This is a genomic window from Gilvimarinus gilvus, assembly GCF_030518155.1.
Classification (GTDB): Bacteria; Pseudomonadota; Gammaproteobacteria; order Pseudomonadales; family Cellvibrionaceae; genus Gilvimarinus; species Gilvimarinus gilvus.
In genome coordinates this window covers 16,728-34,058 of record NZ_JAULRU010000692.1, presented here as the reverse complement: position 1 = coordinate 34,058, position 17,331 = coordinate 16,728, and the positions used below count along the sequence as shown (strand labels likewise).

Annotated in this window: 18 protein-coding genes; 9 read left to right on the top strand and 9 right to left on the bottom strand. The window is 53.3% G+C overall.

Annotation, left to right across the window (positions count from 1 at the left end):
• The first annotated feature begins 62 nt into the window (after positions 1-62).
• Both QWI17_RS17145 and QWI17_RS17140 read left to right on the top strand, forming a co-directional pair.
• Positions 63-557 (top strand): type 1 glutamine amidotransferase family protein, encoded by a 495-nt coding sequence (locus tag QWI17_RS17145; protein ID WP_302723743.1) that lies wholly within the window; start codon positions 63-65, stop codon positions 555-557.
• Positions 517-1,167, top strand: a complete 651-nt coding sequence (locus QWI17_RS17140) for a type 1 glutamine amidotransferase domain-containing protein (protein ID WP_302723742.1) — start codon at positions 517-519, stop codon at positions 1,165-1,167. The genes QWI17_RS17145 and QWI17_RS17140 overlap by 41 nt, the downstream gene beginning before the upstream one ends.
• On the opposite strand, the gene QWI17_RS17135 is transcribed toward QWI17_RS17140, so the two are convergent.
• The 7 genes from QWI17_RS17135 to ftsY all read right to left on the bottom strand — a co-directional run bounded on the left by QWI17_RS17135 (position 1,139) and on the right by ftsY (position 6,849).
• On the bottom strand, positions 1,139-1,936 hold the full coding sequence (locus tag QWI17_RS17135) for a CPBP family intramembrane glutamic endopeptidase (protein WP_302723741.1): 798 nt from the start codon (positions 1,934-1,936) through the stop codon (positions 1,139-1,141). The genes QWI17_RS17140 and QWI17_RS17135 overlap by 29 nt on opposite strands.
• 30 nt (positions 1,937-1,966) lie before the next feature.
• Positions 1,967-2,668, bottom strand: a complete 702-nt coding sequence (gene trmB / locus QWI17_RS17130) for a tRNA (guanosine(46)-N7)-methyltransferase TrmB (RefSeq protein WP_302723740.1) — start codon at positions 2,666-2,668, stop codon at positions 1,967-1,969.
• A gap of 8 nt (positions 2,669-2,676) precedes the next feature.
• Positions 2,677-3,051 carry a DUF423 domain-containing protein gene (locus tag QWI17_RS17125; RefSeq protein ID WP_302723739.1) on the bottom strand — a complete coding sequence of 125 codons (375 nt, stop codon included), beginning with the start codon at positions 3,049-3,051 and terminating at the stop codon, positions 2,677-2,679.
• Positions 3,052-3,121: 70 nt separating this feature from the next.
• Positions 3,122-3,982: an RNA polymerase sigma factor RpoH gene (gene rpoH, locus QWI17_RS17120; RefSeq protein WP_302723738.1), complete on the bottom strand. Its 861-nt coding sequence runs from the start codon at positions 3,980-3,982 to the stop codon at positions 3,122-3,124.
• 180 nt (positions 3,983-4,162) lie between these two features.
• Positions 4,163-5,149 (bottom strand): permease-like cell division protein FtsX, encoded by a 987-nt coding sequence (gene ftsX / locus QWI17_RS17115; protein WP_302723737.1) that lies wholly within the window; start codon positions 5,147-5,149, stop codon positions 4,163-4,165.
• On the bottom strand, positions 5,150-5,815 hold the full coding sequence (ftsE, locus tag QWI17_RS17110; RefSeq protein WP_302723736.1) for a cell division ATP-binding protein FtsE: 666 nt from the start codon (positions 5,813-5,815) through the stop codon (positions 5,150-5,152). It lies immediately after the preceding gene.
• On the bottom strand, positions 5,812-6,849 hold the full coding sequence (ftsY, locus tag QWI17_RS17105; RefSeq protein WP_302723735.1) for a signal recognition particle-docking protein FtsY: 1,038 nt from the start codon (positions 6,847-6,849) through the stop codon (positions 5,812-5,814). Before ftsY ends, ftsE begins: the two co-directional genes overlap by 4 nt.
• Positions 6,850-6,971: 122 nt before the next feature.
• Here ftsY and rsmD point away from each other — a divergent pair, with 122 nt between their 5' ends.
• Together rsmD and coaD are read left to right on the top strand one after the other, a co-directional pair.
• Positions 6,972-7,514 (top strand): 16S rRNA (guanine(966)-N(2))-methyltransferase RsmD, encoded by a 543-nt coding sequence (rsmD, locus tag QWI17_RS17100; RefSeq protein ID WP_302723734.1) that lies wholly within the window; start codon positions 6,972-6,974, stop codon positions 7,512-7,514.
• Positions 7,515-7,581: 67 nt separating this feature from the next.
• Positions 7,582-8,067: a pantetheine-phosphate adenylyltransferase gene (gene coaD, locus QWI17_RS17095; RefSeq protein WP_302723733.1), complete on the top strand. Its 486-nt coding sequence runs from the start codon at positions 7,582-7,584 to the stop codon at positions 8,065-8,067.
• Here the strand turns inward: coaD and QWI17_RS17090 are convergent.
• On the bottom strand, positions 8,064-8,942 hold the full coding sequence (locus QWI17_RS17090) for a transporter substrate-binding domain-containing protein (protein WP_302723732.1): 879 nt from the start codon (positions 8,940-8,942) through the stop codon (positions 8,064-8,066). The genes coaD and QWI17_RS17090 overlap by 4 nt on opposite strands.
• A 150-nt stretch (positions 8,943-9,092) precedes the next feature.
• Between QWI17_RS17090 and QWI17_RS17085 the strand changes: the two genes are divergently transcribed.
• Entirely contained in the window at positions 9,093-10,244 is a 1,152-nt protein-coding gene (locus QWI17_RS17085) for an AGE family epimerase/isomerase (RefSeq protein ID WP_302723731.1), read from the top strand.
• A 33-nt stretch (positions 10,245-10,277) separates the two neighbouring features.
• On the opposite strand, the gene QWI17_RS17080 is transcribed toward QWI17_RS17085, so the two are convergent.
• Positions 10,278-11,276: a LacI family DNA-binding transcriptional regulator gene (locus QWI17_RS17080; RefSeq protein WP_302723730.1), complete on the bottom strand. Its 999-nt coding sequence runs from the start codon at positions 11,274-11,276 to the stop codon at positions 10,278-10,280.
• Positions 11,277-11,553: 277 nt separating this feature from the next.
• Here QWI17_RS17080 and QWI17_RS17075 point away from each other — a divergent pair, with 277 nt between their 5' ends.
• From QWI17_RS17075 to QWI17_RS17060, 4 genes are all read left to right on the top strand, one after another.
• A complete protein-coding gene (locus tag QWI17_RS17075) occupies positions 11,554-13,419 on the top strand; it encodes a sodium:solute symporter family protein (protein WP_302723729.1) in 1,866 nt (621 codons plus the stop codon).
• Between the two features lie 89 nt (positions 13,420-13,508).
• Entirely contained in the window at positions 13,509-14,690 is a 1,182-nt protein-coding gene (gene mgp130, locus QWI17_RS17070) for a 4-O-beta-d-mannosyl-d-glucose phosphorylase Mgp130 (protein ID WP_302723728.1), read from the top strand.
• Entirely contained in the window at positions 14,690-15,913 is a 1,224-nt protein-coding gene (locus QWI17_RS17065) for an AGE family epimerase/isomerase (protein ID WP_302723727.1), read from the top strand. Before mgp130 ends, QWI17_RS17065 begins: the two co-directional genes overlap by 1 nt.
• A gap of 97 nt (positions 15,914-16,010) precedes the next feature.
• Positions 16,011-17,330, top strand: coding sequence for a glycoside hydrolase 5 family protein (locus QWI17_RS17060; RefSeq protein WP_302723726.1), 1,320 nt, complete (start codon positions 16,011-16,013; stop codon positions 17,328-17,330).
• Position 17,331: the final 1 nt, after the last annotated feature.

Below are 17,331 nucleotides of genomic sequence, written 5' to 3'. Positions count from 1 at the left end.
TTTCACCCGTTTTTCACGTTAAGTCGCGCAACCTACAGACACGTTAAATTGAGGTGTCTGTTATGGTTAAAAAAATAGTGATTTTACTGCTGCTTGCCTGTCTGCCATTGGCCGGAGGCTTTCTGTGGTTGGCGGAACTGTTTGAGCCCGGTACGGCCAGCATAAATATAGAGCAAACAAGCCCTGAAGATTTACCTTATGTAACTGGAGGTGCGCCGAAATCCGCGTCAGCAAAAATATTGGCGGTTGTAACGAGCACTCAGTCGCTGGGGGACTCAGGGCTTGATACAGGGTATGAGCATACAGAGCTGGCCCGTGCTTACTATGTATTTCAGGCCAACGGCTTTACGGTAGACATTGCCAGCCCGCTGGGTGGCGAGCCTCCTGCAATCTTCGATACTGAGGATATGGGCGCGTATGACTATGCGTTTTTGAATGATCAAGAAGCCATGCGAAAAGTTACCAATAGCATTCCTTTGGCGCAGGTCCATGCTGATGTTTACCAAGGGATATACTTTGTCGGCGGTAAGGGAGCCATGTTCGATTATCCCCGATAATCCACATGTTCAGCGTTTAGTCGAAAACTTCCACCGGCAGGGAAAAGTTATCGGCGCAGTGTGTCACGGTCCGGCAGCGTTGGTTAATGTTTATTTGGAGGGATCGACCCCTTTTCTAAGTGGTAGGAGAATCACCGGTTTCTCTAACTCCGAAGAGTTACTGTTGATGTCTGACGCAGAAAATCTATTTCCATTTTTGCTGCAGAGTAAGTTGCAGGATTTGGGCGCTGAGTATAGTGAGGGGCCTAAATACCTGGAGCACGTGGTACAAGATCAAAATTTACTAACGGGACAAAACCCCTGGTCGGTTTGGGCTTTGGCCGAGGCTATGGTGCGAGAGCTGGGCGTCGAGCCCAGGCAACGTCCTGTTACCCGGCAAGAGCGAGCCGTGGAACTTTTGGGCCGTTACGAGAGTTTCGGGAATTTGAAAGCAAGGCAGAAGCTGTCAATGTCAATCGCAAAAGGTCAAATATTACCGGATCGACAGTTGATCGCAATGCACAGCGTTGTGGCTCTGATGGAACTCAAGATCGGCAAGGCTATTGACTTGCTGAGCTTGGCGAAGCAAATAAAAAACACGACTAACTCAAAGGGTAGGGTAGCAGAGTAAAGTGAAGAATATTTACCGCTGCGTGAGTTGCCACCGCCATAGAGAGCCTACGGGTGTAGGTGTACACCGCGCAGTACAGGCCGCCAGCAATCAAATAGAGAGCAAAAAACTTATGGGTAGGTGGCACATGAGCGAGTGCAAATATTGCCACGCTCACCAGTGCCGCACTCAATATCGCGACTTTAGTTCCGCCCAGTAATTTTGCTAAGTTCTCCTGCAGTAGCAGCCGGAAAAATGCCTCTTCTGCCAGTACGGTTAGCGCGACATTAATCACTAGAAACCAAACGATGCCCGAGGGTGTTTTGAATGCCCAGGGTATACCCATTGCTTTGGCTGATGCGATAACCAGGCTGCTGGCCACCAGGGCCAGAGCAAGGCTGAGCCAAATATTCTTTGCCTTATCGCTGCGTGGCCAGAGCCACACCAGTACCAGTGCGCCGGCCAGACCCTTGCCCAGGTTGGCGTACAGCTGAAAATCGAGCTGAGTAAAATGAAACGCCAGCGGATAATTAAAATCGCTGGGGCGGTAGAGAGCGATAAAAAATCCTAGTATGAGGCAGGCGAACCACAGTCCAGAGTGTGCTAGCGTGCGCGGCAAACTTGTGTGGGGTAATGCTTGGTTCAGACTGTACAGCGCGTAAATTGCACCGTTTAAAATGAGTAGGGCAATAAAATTGACCAGCGGCAGAGCATCAATTAAGTAGATAAACAAGGCCGCCGCGAGGAGCGCCGCGCAGAGGTTGGGCTTGGTCAAATGCTGTGCAAGCATGCGCTCTTCCTGTTGCGTTAAGTGTTCGGGTTATTCCGTGCGCTGGTACAGTAAATCCCACACTCCGTGGCCGAGTTTCTCGCCGCGCACTTCAAATTTTGTAATGGGGCGAAACTCGGGGCGAGCGGAAAAGTTGCCGCTGCTTTCGGTGTTGATGTAGCCTTCGGCCGCATCCATGACTTCTTTCATATGCTCCGCGTAGTTTTCCCAGTCGGTCGCCAGATGCAGCACACCACCAATCGCGAGTTTACTGCGCAGCCTCTGTACAAACGCAGGTTGCACTATGCGGCGTTTGTTGTGTTTTTTCTTATGCCATGGGTCGGGGAAATAAATTTGTACGCGAGCCAAGCTGTTGTCGGCTATGCAGTCTTCCAGCACGTCGGTGGCGTCGGCCATATAGACCTTGAGGTTTTTCACCTCCTCTAAGCCCGCGGTATGAATTAGCCGGCCAACCCCAGGTGGGTGTACCTCAATACCGATAAAGTCTTTATCGGGCTCGTTCTTTGCCATCTCCAGCAGTGAAGCGCCCATGCCAAAGCCAATTTCGAGGACCAGCGCGGCCTCGCGACCAAATGCCTCGCTGGTATTCAAAGGGCCATCGAACAGGCTGGCACCATACTGCGGCCAATAGGTTTCAAACGCTTTTTTCTGACCGTCGGTCATACGACCGGCGCGAATGACAAAACTGCGAATGGATTTTTTTTTGTACTCGGGGCGAAATTCTTCAGTCATGGTATGTGTTACTTGAGGTATTTAATTGCGGCGATAAATAAACAGGCCCAACCGAGCATAAAGCACAGGCCGCCTAAGGGCGTAATTGGCCCCAGCCAGCGGGCGCCGGTCAGCGCCAGAGCATAGAGGCTGCCGCTGAACAGTAAAGTCCCGACAAAAAACAAAGCGCCACACGCGGTGAGCCACGGCCCGGGGTGAGCTTTGATAAACAGTGCAACGCCGATGAGCGCCAGGGCGTGGTACATCTGGTACTCAACACCAGTGTTAAAGGCCGACAGCAAATTATCGGCTAGTGTGTGTTTGAGGCCGTGAGCGGCAAAGGCACCGAGGGCAACGGCAACAAGACCCAATACGGCGGCGAGGGAGAGCATAAGCTGTGACATGGCAATCGTACTCGGGGGCTAAAAAAAAGGCCGCGCGAGGCGCGGCCTTCGGGATGGCTGACAACAGTATTTAAGCTGCGGTCTCCATCATATTTTTCACTTTCTTCATGGCATTTTTTTCCAGCTGGCGAATACGCTCAGCGGAAACGCCATATTCGGCGGCCAAATCGTGCAGTGTTGCTTTGTCGTCGTTCAGCCAGCGGCGTTGCAAAATGGTACGGCTGCGGTCATCGAGCTGTGCCATGGCGTTTTCCAGACCGCTGACGTTAGTGGCTTCCCAATTGGCCGCCTCGAGCTGAACGGCAGGGTCCTGACGCTTGTCTTCCAAATAATGTGCAGGGGCAACATAGCTGCTGTCATCGTCATCGCCCTCAGGTGCATCAAATGCTGCATCGTATGAGGACAGGCGGCTTTCCATTTCGCGCACATGCTTCACTTCAACGTTCAAGTCTTCGGCTACGGCCTTGGCTTCATCATTGGTGAGCCAAGCCAGACGCTTTTTGGCGCCGCGCAGGTTGAAGAACAGCTTGCGCTGGGCTTTGGTGGTCGCCACTTTGACAATGCGCCAGTTCTTCAAAATGAATTCGTGTATTTCGGCTTTGATCCAGTGCACAGCAAAAGACACCAGACGCACGCCTTTTTCGGGGTTAAAGCGTTTTACCGCTTTCATCAGGCCAACATTACCTTCCTGAATTAAATCGCCCAGTGGTAGGCCATAGCCGTTGTAAGAGCGGGCAATATGCACAACAAAGCGCAGGTGGGCCATAATCAGACGCCTTGCGGCATCGACATTACCGTTGTAGTAAAGATCTTCAGCGAGGCCCTGCTCTTCCTCTTGGGATAAGACGGAAAAGCCGCTGACAGCCTGCACGTAGGCGTTGAGGTTCGCCCCAGGCGACATATTCCCCATTGGCTGCAAGCATGTGCTCATAGTCGTAAACTCCCAAAAAATAACGTTTGTTGCCTTCGAACCGATCGGTTTGAGGCCGTTTAGTCTAGCACTACTGATTAGAGACTGCCAATAGTCAAAAGTTCCCGTCATTTATGAGTAAATTCAACGGGTTAGCATAACTTAACAGCACGGGTGCGGCGCTGTGAGCAAATTTGGCCTTTATTCTGGCTTAATAGCCCGCAGATGGCGGCCGACGGCCAGCCAGGCGCCGGCGAGGCCCACCAACCCTGCCAGTAATACCAATTGTATGCTGGTGTAGAAATTAAGCCCCTGTAGGCGAAACTCGCTGTGGTACAAACTCGCCAACTTTGCCACTGGCACTGACAGCCATGTTAGACCCAGCGCCAGTAAAATCAGGGCGATCACGCCGCCGCCGAGACCATACCAAAGTCCGGTATAGAGAAACGGGCGACGCACATAGGCGTCGGTACCGCCCACCAGTTTTACCACCACAATTTCGTCGCGGCGGTTTTCAATGGCGAGGCGAATGGTGTTGCCAATCACCAGTAACAACCCCAGCACCAGTAGCGCTGCGAGAAAGAATACGCCCCGGCTGGCCAGATCGATCAACTGCTGCAGTCTTTTAACCCACATCATATCGAGTTTGGCTTCTTCGCTGAGTGCATGCGCATTGAGCTCTTGCAGTAACTGCTCCAGTACTTCGCCCTGGCTTGCGCTGGCGTCAGGCTGGACCAGCAGCACCGGCGGGAGGGGGTTTTCTTCCAGATCGTTCAGCACTTCACCGAGGCCGGAATACTCGCGAAATTCTGCCAGTGCCTGGTCCGGACTTATGTATACCACTTGCTCGATTCCGGGTTGGTTGGCGAGCTCAACACGCCACTTCTCAATAGCTTGCCCAGCCGCCTGGCGGTTGATAAATACCGAGATTTGACTCGAGTCCTGCCAGTTGTAGCCGAGCGACTGCACATTTTGCAGCGCCACATACAAAGTGGCGGGTAGGGCGGTGGCAATGGCTACCACCAGCCAGGTCAGCAAACTTTGCAGGGGGGATCGGGTCAGCCGAATTAAGCTTTCGATGGCGCAAGTACTGTGGTGTGCCTGCCAGGATTCAAGCTGGTCGCGCCACTGCGTTCTGCTTTGGCTGGCGCCTTTGGGGCGCGGTGGGGTGGGGTTATGGCGCGCCATTCACAGCCCCCCGCCGGACACGACACGACCTTGTTCCAAATGCAGTACGCGCCGGTTCATGCGTTCAATCAAGTCGATGTCGTGGGTGGCGATGACCAGCGTCATTCCCAGTTCGTTAAATTGACGGAACAGGTTCATGATCTCTGCCGACAACTCTGGATCCAGATTGCCCGTTGGCTCATCGGCCAAAACCAAAGCCGGTTTATTCACCACAGCGCGGGCAATGCCAACGCGCTGTTGTTCCCCGCCTGAGAGTGTAATGGGATTGTGTCGCTCTTTGTGCAGCAGGCCAACCTTATCGAGCGCTGCGCGCACCCGCCGGCCGATGTCTGCATTCTGAAAGCCGGCGACTTGCAGTGGCAAGGCAATATTGTCGAACACACTGCGGTCAAAAAGCAGTTGGTGGTTTTGAAAAACGACACCTATGTCGCGGCGGTAATGGGCAATTTGTTTGGCGCGAATGCGCTCGGTATTGCGCCCGCCCACCACTACCTGCCCGCTGGTAGGGCGCTCCATCAGCATAATCAGTTTCATCAGGGTGCTTTTGCCAGCGCCCGAGTGCCCGGTCAGGAACACCATCTCGCCGCGGTCAATATGAAAATCAACTCGGCTCAATGCGTCCTGCCCGGTAGCGTAGCGCTTGCTGACTCCGCTGAACCGAATCACCGCCTAAACAGTGCCTCGACAAAGGGTTTGGCGGCGAACGGCTGTAAATCGTCAATGCCTTCGCCGACACCGATAAAGCGCACTGGCAAGTTGAATTGTTGGGTGAGCGCGAAAATGACTCCACCCTTGGCGGTGCCGTCGAGCTTTGTCAGTACCAAACCGCTCACGCCAGCCGCCGCTATAAAGTGCTTAGCCTGACTAACCGCGTTCTGACCTGTGCCGGCATCCAATACCAAAAGTGTTTCGTGGGGTGCGCTGACATCGAGTTTACTCATGACCCTGCGTACCTTAGACAGCTCTTCCATCAGGTGGTCTTTGTTGTGCAGGCGGCCAGCGGTATCAGCAATTACCACGTCGATTCCACGTGATTTGGCCGCTTGCACTGCATCGAAAATGACCGAGGCGCTGTCGGCGCCGGTATGTTGTGCAATGACGGGTACCGAATTGCGTTCGCCCCACACCTGCAGCTGCTCAACGGCTGCGGCGCGGAACGTATCGCCGGCGGCCAGCATGACCGATTTGCCCTCGTTCTGCAGGCGCTTGGCCAATTTACCGATGGTGGTGGTTTTACCGACGCCATTGACCCCGACAATTAATATGACATAAGGCGAGTGACGGGTGTCAATCAAAAGTGGCGACTCAGCCGGTGTTAGCAGTTCACCGAGGGCATCTTGCAGTGCGGCAAACAATGCCTGAGGGTCGGCCAACTGCTTGCGTGCCACCCGATCAGTCAGATCGTTGATAATGGATTCCGTGGCCTCCATACCCACATCGGCGACCAGCAGTTGGGATTCAATATCCTCTAGCAGCTCGTCATCAATTTCTTTTTTGCCGAGAAACAGATTGCCGAGCCCATCGGAAAATTGGCTGCTGGTGCGCGTTAAGCCGCGTTTAATTCGACTGAAAAAACCCTCTTTGCTGGAATTTTCCTGGGGCGTGCCAGTGCTGGGGTCAGGAGGTGTGGCCTGCTCGGGTTCCGCGGGTGCGGTTTTGGTTTCGTCGCTGGCGTCTTTTTTAAAGCGTTTAAAAAACATGGGTGGTGATAACCCTTATCGATACACAACAAAGGCGCTATCCTACCACTTCTCAGGAGTATGGAGAGGTCGTTGTGCCCAATTCGCGCGCAAGAGCAAAAAAAAACACAGTAAAACCGTCAATGCTGCGCATTATTGGTGGGCGTTTTCGCGGTCGCAAGTTGCCGGTTGCCAATATCGACGGGCTCAGACCCACGGGGGATCGCATTCGTGAAACCCTGTTTAATTGGCTGGCGCCCTGGCTTGTGGATGCGCGCTGCCTGGATTTGTTTGCCGGCAGTGGCGCCTTAGGGTTAGAGGCGCTTTCGCGTGGTGCTGCCCACGTCGAGTTATGGGAAAAGCATCCCGCCGCAGCCGGAGCTATTGCCGAATCACTCAGTTTGCTGCAGGCGGCGCAGGCCAGGCTGAGCCGCGGCGATACACTGGATACGTTACAACAGGCGCCTCGCGGCGCATTCGATATTGTTTTTCTGGACCCGCCGTTTGCCGGTGAGCTATGGCAGCCATGCATCGATGCGCTGGGCCCCTGGTTGGCGCAGGAGGCCTGGGTGTATATCGAGTCGCCCATCGAGGCCAACTACACGGTGCCGAATACCTGGCAAGCGTATCGGCAAAAACAGGCCGGTCGTGTCTGCTATGCTTTGTTTCGGGTGCTGCCCGGCTAGGGCTGGTAAGCCGATGGCGATTTTTGTAGTATCCGCCCCCAAATAACCCGCAATTGAGAATAACACTATGCGTAAGGTCGTCTACCCGGGCACGTTTGACCCGATTACCAATGGCCATAAAGACCTGGTAGAACGTGCCTGCCGTCTATTTGATCATGTGGTAGTGGCGGTCGCCGCCAGCACTCGCAAGCAACCTTTGTTTGACCTCGAAGCTCGGGTCGCACTCGCACAGGAAACCCTCGAGCACCTAGACAACGTCGAAGTCTGCGGCTTTGATAACCTGCTGGTGGACTTCGTCCATGATCAGGGCGCGCACGGCGTTTTGCGAGGTTTGCGCGCGGTGTCCGACTTCGAATATGAATTCCAGTTGGCGAATATGAACCGCGCGCTTGCGCCCGATATGGAAAGCCTGTTTCTTACCCCAGCCGAACACCTTTCGTATATATCGTCATCGATTGTGCGCGAAATTGCTGCACTGGGCGGTGATGTCAGTAAATTTGTGACGCCGGAAGTGGAACTCGCGCTAAAAGCTAAGTTTCAGAAAAAACGCTAATGGTGTCGGTAACTGCCGGGCGCGAGATCTTGCAGAGGTAAAACGAGAGCGTGTTTGGTGCGCTCGGCCAAATCCCCATAGTGATAGTTAAACAGCGCCTGCAAGCTGCCATCGGCCTGCGCCTGCTGTAAGCCAAACTCCAGTCGTTGTGCCAGTTGAGGTTTGTTGGCGCTTACCTGAATGTAGACCGGCAGGGGGTATTCAATCATAACGTTTTCCACGATCGCTAACTCTTGCGCCATGCCTGAGTTGGCGAGCGCGGAACTGGCCTCTACCAACCCCAACGGAAAATAATCAAAGCGCTGGTGCCTGAGCATGTTAAACAGCTGAGCAATGCTTGTGCCGGTGAAAAAGGGCAGCTGGTTGCGCTCAAAAAACAGGTTGTCGCTCCAGTCAAAGCCGAGGCCAGCGGTAAATTGCCGCAATTGTGTCAGGTTTTCAATTTGCTCAAATTCCGCCAGACGGTCTCTTCTGACAATAAGTTGGCGCTTGCCCAGCATGCCTTTTAGCAAAGGGATACGAATCGTTGTCAGCGCATTTGGCGGTAATTTGGGGTCGAGCGCTAGGTGCGGTGCCGTAATGACATTGACCTCGTTGCCCTCGGTCAGTAGGCGCGTAGTTCGGGTGCGGCTGTAGGCAATGTCGTGGTATACCAAGGTGTAGTCACCGAAGCGCGCCTTGCTTTTGTTCAGGGCCAGCTCAACCACCGCCGATTCATAGCGAGTGCGCTCAACAGAGCTGCTACCGGGTGTTAGTACAACGCGATCAGGTGTCGATGCATTTGGCGGTTGTGCAGCGAGAGAGGTAAGTGAAACGGCGCCTGCGACGATTAGAAGCAGCTTGTGTATAGTCAAGTAGTCAGTACCGATGGTCATATTATTTTTTGCATGAATTGCCAGCAAATTGTACGTTATTTTGGCTGTGTCTGGTGGCATTATCGGCGAATTAGACAATTGAAACCGGTTACATATTCAGGCATTATTGCCCCCTTTTTTTAATCTCGTTTCTAAGGACGTAGCGTACGCATGTCGAAAGATTTAAAGCAGCAGTCCCAGCGACTGAGTCAGTGGTTTCAGCGCCAAGCGATTCCTTTTTGGCGCGAACATAGCCTGGTGGCAAAACTCGGTACCAGTATTGAGCGCTTCGATGTGACAGGCGGCGTAGATACTGCGGCTAACGTGCGGGTGCGGGTGCAAGCGCGTCAGGCCTTCTTTTTTACCGCAGCGCAATCAATGGGGTGGTGCGAAGACGGCGCCGCGATAGGGGCAAGAATGTTGAGCTTTGTCGAAACTCACGCAGCCCACCCCAGTGCCGGTGGAGGCTACACTCATTTATTTAATCCGCAGTTTGAGGTGCTTGATCAACGCCAGGATCTGTACGACCACGCCTTTTTTCTGCTTGCCTATGCTTGGCAGTACCGGGTCAGTAAAGACGCATCGGCGCTGGCCAAAGCCGAGGCTTTGGTGGCGCACTTTGATGCGCGCTTTTACACCGACAATGGCGGCTGGAAAGAGGGGGATTACGAATACTCCTGGCGTCGCCAAAACCCGCACATGCACCTGTTTGAAGCCTTTATGGCGCTGTATGAAGCCAGTGGTGATGAGCAGTGGCTGGCGCGAGCCGGGCAAATGTTTGAGCTATTTAAATCCGTATTTTTCAGTGCCGACAGCGGTGTGCTATTTGAGTTCTTTAACGAAGACTGGAGTCTTGCCCCCGGTGCCGACGGCCAGGTGGTTGAGCCCGGCCATATGTTTGAATGGGTGTGGTTGCTGGATTGGTATCAGCGCCTGACCGGTGTCGAGGTCGATGAATACCTGCAGGTGCTGTTTCACCGCGGGTTGGAGTTGGGCTATAAAGCCGACAGCGGTTTGGTCTTTGACTCAGTGACACCTAGCGGAGCGGTTTTGCAGTCTAGCAAACGCTGCTGGGGGCTCACGGAATTGATAAAGTCCTGTCTGGTAATGGCAAGGCGCGGCGACAGCAACGCTGAGGCACTGGCGGCACGCTCCGTCGCCACCTTGTTTGATTATTACCTGTGCGGCACAACGCCCGGCACCTATGTGGACCAGCGCGGCGAGCACGACGAGGTTATTGTAGATACGGCACCGGCCAGCACCCTGTATCACCTGCTGGTATTGATGCAGGAGTTGCAGGCGTATTGTGACGGTGAACGGTGAACGGTGAACGGCGCTCATGGCGAGCGCCTATGGCTACTTGTTGCCGGGGACGGTGGTACTTTTGCGAATCACAAACTCGGCTGGCAGAACATTTTCCTGTTGGGCTAACTCCTGACCTTCAATCAAGCGCAGCAACATATCCATGGCGAGCTTCCCCATTTCTTCGGCAGGTTGTGCCACAGTGGTTAAGTTAGGGTCGCAGTAGCGGGCGTAGCTGATGTCATCGAAGCCGGTCACCGAGATGTTCTCCGGCACTTTAAGCCCGTGAGTTTTAAACGTTTGAATGGCGCCAATGGCCATTTCGTCGTTCATGCACATAACGGCCGAAGGTCGGTTGTCCATATGGCAAAACTGTTTGGCGCTGTTCAGGCCTGACCAGGTCGTGTAGTCACCTTCGGCAATCAAAGCGGGGTCAAACTCTAGCCCCGCCGCTTCCAGAGCCTCGCTATAACCCGCTAAGCGGTCGATGGTGTGCGGGTTGTCTTTCAGGCCGGAAATAACCCCAATACGTTTGTGGCCCAGCGAGATCAGGTATTCCACAACCGAGCGCGCCGCGCCGCGGTTATCAATACGTACCCGGGGGCCGGTGGTGGATTCGCAGCCGCATACGTTGACGCACTTAACGTCGCTGGGCATAACGGTTGGGTTGCCGGGCTGGTCGGGGCGAAGCTGAATCACACCATCGGCCATGCGGGTTTCCACCCGGCGAATATACTCCTTTTCGCGCTCGGGCAAGCCGCGGGTGTCACCCAGCAGTACTGCGTAGCCTTTTTGTTGGGCCCGGTCTTCGATGGAGCGAATAACCTGCGAGAAAAAAGGGTTGGTGATGTCGGGTACCAGTACCACCACGGCGTAACTTTTGGCTGAGCGGAAGCTGCGAGCCAACATATTGGGACGGTAGCCCACGCGTTCGATAGCGGCGTGTACCTTGTTAAGGCTGGCCTGCGAGACCTTCTCGGGGTCGCTCAGGGCGCGTGACACGGTAGCGACGGAAACGCCAGCTTCTTTGGCAACATCTCGGATATTGGACACGAATTGCTCGCTTAGATTTGTTGTTTTTACTTGCGGCGATACTAGCACACTGCCCGCGCAGCGATAAGTGGCGGAAAAAAGTGGAAATTCTTCGTGTAATCGGTTACATTTGCCATCCCTTGATTTAAACCCAGTGGAAGATTGCTCCGGACTATGCGTATCCGTTACATGATTCAATCGTTTTCTGCCATACTCGTTTGGCTGTTACCGGTTGCATGGGCGGCACCCGGTAGCCGAATTTTTCCTAAATTTTAATAAAAAGGCACTGGAAAACCTCATGCAACTCGCTCTTATCGACGTGATGGTGATTGCCGCTTATATTCTGGCCACCATTTTTATCGGCTTCTGGATTTCCAGTCGCGCCTCAAAAAATATTCGCAGCTACTTTTTAGGTGGCAATAAATTGCGTTGGTATACCTTGGGCTTGTCCAATGCATCGGGTATGTTCGATATCTCCGGCACCATGTGGTTGGTGTATTTGCTGTTCGTCTACGGCTTATCCAGTATTTATATTCCCTGGCTGTGGCCCGTCTTTAATCAGATATTCCTGATGGTGTTTCTCTCGGTTTGGTTGCGTCGCTCGGGCGTGCTGACCGGGGCCGAGTGGATTACCTTCCGCTTCGGCGAGGGGCGCGGCGCGAAACTCTCGCATTTGATTGTGGTGCTGTTCGCACTGGTTAACGTGGTCGGTTTTCTCGCGTACGGGTTTATCGGTATCGGTAAATTCGCCTCCGTTTTTTTGCCGTGGGAATTATCCAGCGACCCCACCACCAACGACATTTATTACGGCTTAATCATTACCGCGTTGACCACCGTGTATGTGGTTAAAGGCGGTATGTTCAGTGTGGTGTTCACGGAAGTCCTGCAGTTTTTTATTATGACTGTGGCGTGTATTGCCGTGGGCATTATTGCCATGCAAAAGGTGTCGCCGGAAATGCTCGCCGCCGTGGTGCCAGAAGATTGGACCCGCGTCGGCTTCGGCTGGGATTTGAACCTCGACTGGTCCGGTACGCTCGATGCTGCCAATACCAAAATTCTAGACGACGGCTACTCGCCCTTTACCATCTTCTTTATGTTGATGCTGTTTTCGGGCGTGTTGAAAAGTCTCATGGGGCCTGCGCCCAACTACGATATGCAGCGCATTTTATCGGCGCGCTCGCCTACCGAGGCCGCCAAAATGAGCGGCTTTGTCAATGTGGCTTTGTTCTTCCCGCGTTACATGTTGATTGCCGGTCTGACCGTTTTGGCGCTGGTGTTTTTTATGGATGAACTCAACGCGATGGGGCCGGATGTCGACTTCGAGCAGATTCTGCCGTTCGCCATGAAAAACTTTGTGCCGCCGGGCCTATTAGGTTTGTTGATCGCCGGCTTACTGGCCGCTTTTATGTCGACGTTTGCGGCCACCACCAATGCAGCGCCAGCTTACATTGTTAACGACATTTATAAACGTTACATCAAGCCCGACGCCGAAGACAAAGAGTACGTGAAGGTCAGCTACATAGTCTCGGTGCTTTTTGTCGCGCTGGGTGTGGTTATCGGTTTGTTTATTCCCTCGCTCAATACCATTATTCAGTGGATTGTTAGCGCATTCTATGGCGCCTACACCGCTTCTAATGTGCTCAAGTGGTTCTGGTGGCGGTTCAATGGGGTTGGCTACTTTTGCGGTATGGCATCGGGGCTGGTTATTTTGATTGTTATTCAGGTGGCGCAAGCGATGTTCGAATTCGACCTGGCGCCGGTATACGCCTTCCCCTGGATTTTTGCGGGATGTTTAATCGCGTGTGTTGCCGGTTCATTGCTGAGCCCGGCCGACGATATGCAAGTACTGAAAACGTTTTATATCCGTGTACGGCCGTGGGGTTTTTGGGGCCCGGTATACCGCGAAGCGGTAAAAGACCACCCAGAGCTCTCGCGCAATACGGATCTCGCCCGTGACCTTGGTAATATCGTGGTGGGTATTATCTGGCAGACGTCTATGGTGGCGGCTCCGATCTTTATGATCATCCAGCACTGGCCGCAATTTATGGCGTCGATGCTGGTCCTGGCGCTCACCAGTTTGTATTTGTGGCGTTTCTGGTGGTGTCGTCTGCACGACTACCCCGAAGACACACCCGCGCAGTACTTACCAAAAATAGAATCTTAAAACGCTATGGGAAGTTACCGGCTTCCCCTGCTTATTTACACCCGGCGGGGTAATCGGTTTCAGTCCCGCTAGAGAGTTAGGAAGTAACCATGAGTGAATTTAAAACACGTGTTCGACAATTGTTGGCAGATCACGAAGCCTTGGTGAGTCGCCCCAACCAAAAAGCCGCCGCAGGCAACGGTATATACGACCGCTGGCAGAACCCCATTGTTACCGCTGAGCACGCCCCGATTTTTTGGCGCTACGATTTGAATGAAGCGAGCAACCCGCACTTGATGCAGCGTCAGGGAATTAATGCCGCATTTAATGCCGGTGCGCTTTACTGGCAGGGGCGCTACATTCTGGCGGTGCGTGTCGAGGGCGATGACCGCAAGAGTTTCTTCGCCATTGCTGAAAGCCCCAATGGTGTGGATAATTTTCGCTTCTGGGATCACCCCATTACCCTGCCGGAAACTGATCGCCCGGACACCAATGTCTACGATATGCGCCTGACTCAGCACGAAGACGGCTATATTTACGGTCTGTTTTGCACCGAGCGCAAAGACGAAAATCAGCCCAACGATTTATCCGCGGCAGAGGCTCAGTGTGGTATCGCGCGAAGCAAAGATCTGGTGACCTGGGAACGCCTACCGGATTTAATCACCTATTCGGGCCAGCAGCGCAACGTTGTATTGCATCCGGAATTTGTCGATGGCAAATACGCCATGTACACCCGCCCGCAAGATGGTTTTATCAGTGTGGGTTCCGGTGGTGGTGTTGGCTGGGGTTTGAGCGACTCTATGGAAAACGCTGAAATCAAAGACGAGGTTATTGTCGATGGTAAGGAATATCACACCATTAAAGAAGTAAAAAATGGTCAGGGCCCGGCACCGATTAAAACCGCAGATGGGTGGTTGCACCTGGCTCACGGTGTGCGCAATACCGCTGCTGGTTTGCGTTACGTGCTTTATATGTTTATGACCGAGCTGGACAGGCCGTGGGTTGTGACGCACCGCCCGGGCGGCCATTTCATTGCGCCTCAAGGTGATGAGCGCGTGGGCGATGTATCGAACGTGACCTTCGCTAACGGTTGGATTGTGAATGAAAATAACGATGTATTTATTTACTACGCATCATCCGACACCCGTATGCATGTGGCGACCACGACCGTTGCAAAGCTTGTCGATTATTGCAAAAACACACCTGAAGATGGCTTGCGTTCAGCGGCCTCGGTCGCTGTTCGCAACCAACTGATTGACGCCAACCTTAAAGTGCTGGGTGAATTTCAGTAATGCAGCAAGCCGATACCACACAACCTTCTAGCGTGGCGCTCAGTGCCGCGGCCTGTGATGCCGAACTGGACAACATTGCTCGCTGGTGGCTGCGCTATGGCATAGACAACACGTTTGGCGGTTTCGCGGCAGAGATCAGTCAAGACAACCGCATTAATAACAGTGCACCTAAAGGGCTTGTACTGAATGCTCGTATCTTGTGGTTTTTCAGCGAGGCGGCGCACTACACCGGCAACCCTGAATACCGCGCCGGCGCCGAGCGTGCGTTCGCTTATATACAGCGTTATTTTTTCGACGCCCAGGCGGGCGGCTACTTTTGGTCGCTCAATCCCGACGGCTCGGTGTGCGATGACAAAAAGCAAGTTTACGCCCAGGCGTTTGTCATTTATGCACTGGCGGCATACGTCGAAATGTGTGGCGACCAGTCGGCGCTCGAAGCGGCTATGCAGTGTTTTGCACTAATCGAACAGCACTGTGTTGACCGCGAAGGTGAGGGTTATCTCGAAGCTTACACGCGCCATTGGGGCGTCATTGATGACGTTCGCTTAAGTGAAAAAGATCTGAACTACCCCAAGACCATGAATACCCACCTGCACGTGGTGGAGGCTTACACCAAACTGTATCAGGTGCATCGCACTGTTGAGGTGGGTCTGGCTCTGGCCTACGGTATCGACTTGATCGATAAGTACATGATTAACCGTGACAGCTTCCACTTGCGAATGTTTATGGGAGCGAACTGGAATGATCACTCCCCTGAATTTACCTACGGTCACGATATTGAATGTGCCTGGCTATTGTACAAAGCCTTAGTGTCGTTGGATGACAAAGATCGGATAGAGCGTCTGCTGCCCGATATTTTGGCGTTGGCGCGTACCTGTCAACGCGAGGCCCTGGACGAATTTGGCGCGGTACTCGATGGCGAAGTCAAAGCCACCGGTAAGGTGCATCGCGATCGCGTTTGGTGGGTGCAGGCTGAGGCTATGGTGGGCTTTTTGTATGCCTGGAAGCTCAGTCAGGATGAGAGTTATTTGCGCAATGCGCAAATGCTGTGGAGCTTTATTCAACAATACCAACTTGATCATGAGCATGGCGAGTGGAACTGGCACTGTAGTCTCGATGAAATTGATGAAGACCGTGACTACAAAGTTGGTTTTTGGAAAGGCCCCTACCATAACGGTAGAGCGATGATTGAAGCGGCGAAATTGTTGCAGGAAAAAGTCTGACGTCGGAAGTCTGATGTCAGATGTAAAACTGAGCGGTGAGTTGCGCAATTGCGGAGCGGCTTCCGGATAACGATAACAATACAGAGATAGGTGTTTTATGAGGTTGCCCATACTTCTTTCTATAATAATATTCTGCGTCAGTGCGTGTGTTGATACCGAATACAGTGCAGAGAAATCTTCAGGATTTGTGCGTGTTGAAGGCACGGAGTTTGTTCTCAATGGCGAGCCCTACCATTACGTCGGTGCCAATATGTGGTACGGCGCTTATCTCGGTGCGCCGCAAGGTGGCGACCGTGAGCGTCTGCTGAAAGAGTTGGACCTGTTGGCTGACAAAGGAGTGACAAACCTCCGCGTATTGGCCGCGTCCGAAGATAGCACCCTTATGCGCGCCGTTAAACCGGCCATTGTGGAAAACGAAAACGGCGACTTAAACGAAAACCTTCTGCTCGGGCTGGATTTTTTACTGGCTGAAATGGCTAAGCGAGATATGAAGGCCGTGCTCTATTTAAACAACTTTTGGCAGTGGTCGGGCGGCATGTCGCAATATGTGGCCTGGTTTACCGGTAATGAAGTGCTCGACCCGGATGTAATCGGTAAGTGGGACCCGTTTATGCAAAACTCGGCGATGTTCTATCGCCTGCCGGAAGCGCAAAAGCTCTACCGCAAGGTGATTGAGCGTATTGTTACCCGTACCAATACCGTCACTGAGAAGCCGTACTCCGCTGATCCTACCATCATGTCTTGGCAGCTGGCCAACGAGCCACGCCCAGGCAGCGACGCTGACGGTCGGCCATTCTACCCAGCGTTTGCCGAATGGGTCGATACTACCGCCGGCTTTATTAAAGCGCTGGCACCACAGCAGTTGGTGAGCACCGGCAACGAAGGCGCCATGGGCACTTTGGGAGATGCCGATTTATTTGAGCGCTCCCACGCCAGTGACAATGTCGACTATCTCACCTTTCATATGTGGATCAAAAACTGGAGCTGGTATGACGCCACCCAGCCTGAGGCAACCTTTAGCACCGCTAAAGCGCGGGCAACCGATTATATAAACACGCATGTTGCTATTGCCAACCGCCTGAATAAGCCCATTGTGCTGGAAGAGTTTGGGGTTGAGCGTGACGGTGGTAAGTTTACCCGCGCAGACAGCACCCAATACCGGGACTCGTTCTATCGCTTTGTGTTTGACGCAATAGAACACGATCAACAGGCCCAAGGTCCATTTGCCGGCTCCAACTTTTGGGCGTGGGGCGGCTTTGGCCAAACCCAGCGCGAAGATTTTATGTGGCAGCCGGGCGATGACTTTTTTGGCGATCCACCGCAAGAGGCGCAAGGCTTGAATTCTGTCTTTGCCAGTGATGCAAGCACGCTCAGTATTATTAACCAACACTACCAAGCATTGACCAATAAACAATAAT

Excerpts from the sequence above, each read along its gene's own strand:
- QWI17_RS17145 (WP_302723743.1), top strand. The coding sequence starts at position 63 with ATGGTTAAAAAAATAGTGATTTTACTGCTGCTTGCCTGTCTGCCATTG.
- QWI17_RS17135 (WP_302723741.1), bottom strand. The coding sequence starts at position 1,936 with ATGCTTGCACAGCATTTGACCAAGCCCAACCTCTGCGCGGCGCTCCTC.
- trmB (WP_302723740.1), bottom strand. The coding sequence starts at position 2,668 with ATGACTGAAGAATTTCGCCCCGAGTACAAAAAAAAATCCATTCGCAGT.
- QWI17_RS17125 (WP_302723739.1), bottom strand. The coding sequence starts at position 3,051 with ATGTCACAGCTTATGCTCTCCCTCGCCGCCGTATTGGGTCTTGTTGCC.
- rpoH (WP_302723738.1), bottom strand. The coding sequence starts at position 3,982 with ATGAGCACATGCTTGCAGCCAATGGGGAATATGTCGCCTGGGGCGAAC.
- ftsX (WP_302723737.1), bottom strand. The coding sequence starts at position 5,149 with ATGGCGCGCCATAACCCCACCCCACCGCGCCCCAAAGGCGCCAGCCAA.
- ftsY (WP_302723735.1), bottom strand. The coding sequence starts at position 6,849 with ATGTTTTTTAAACGCTTTAAAAAAGACGCCAGCGACGAAACCAAAACC.
- rsmD (WP_302723734.1), top strand. The coding sequence starts at position 6,972 with ATGCTGCGCATTATTGGTGGGCGTTTTCGCGGTCGCAAGTTGCCGGTT.
- coaD (WP_302723733.1), top strand. The coding sequence starts at position 7,582 with ATGCGTAAGGTCGTCTACCCGGGCACGTTTGACCCGATTACCAATGGC.
- QWI17_RS17090 (WP_302723732.1), bottom strand. The coding sequence starts at position 8,942 with ATGACCATCGGTACTGACTACTTGACTATACACAAGCTGCTTCTAATC.
- QWI17_RS17085 (WP_302723731.1), top strand. The coding sequence starts at position 9,093 with ATGTCGAAAGATTTAAAGCAGCAGTCCCAGCGACTGAGTCAGTGGTTT.
- QWI17_RS17075 (WP_302723729.1), top strand. The coding sequence starts at position 11,554 with ATGCAACTCGCTCTTATCGACGTGATGGTGATTGCCGCTTATATTCTG.
- mgp130 (WP_302723728.1), top strand. The coding sequence starts at position 13,509 with ATGAGTGAATTTAAAACACGTGTTCGACAATTGTTGGCAGATCACGAA.
- QWI17_RS17065 (WP_302723727.1), top strand. The coding sequence starts at position 14,690 with ATGCAGCAAGCCGATACCACACAACCTTCTAGCGTGGCGCTCAGTGCC.
- QWI17_RS17060 (WP_302723726.1), top strand. The coding sequence starts at position 16,011 with ATGAGGTTGCCCATACTTCTTTCTATAATAATATTCTGCGTCAGTGCG.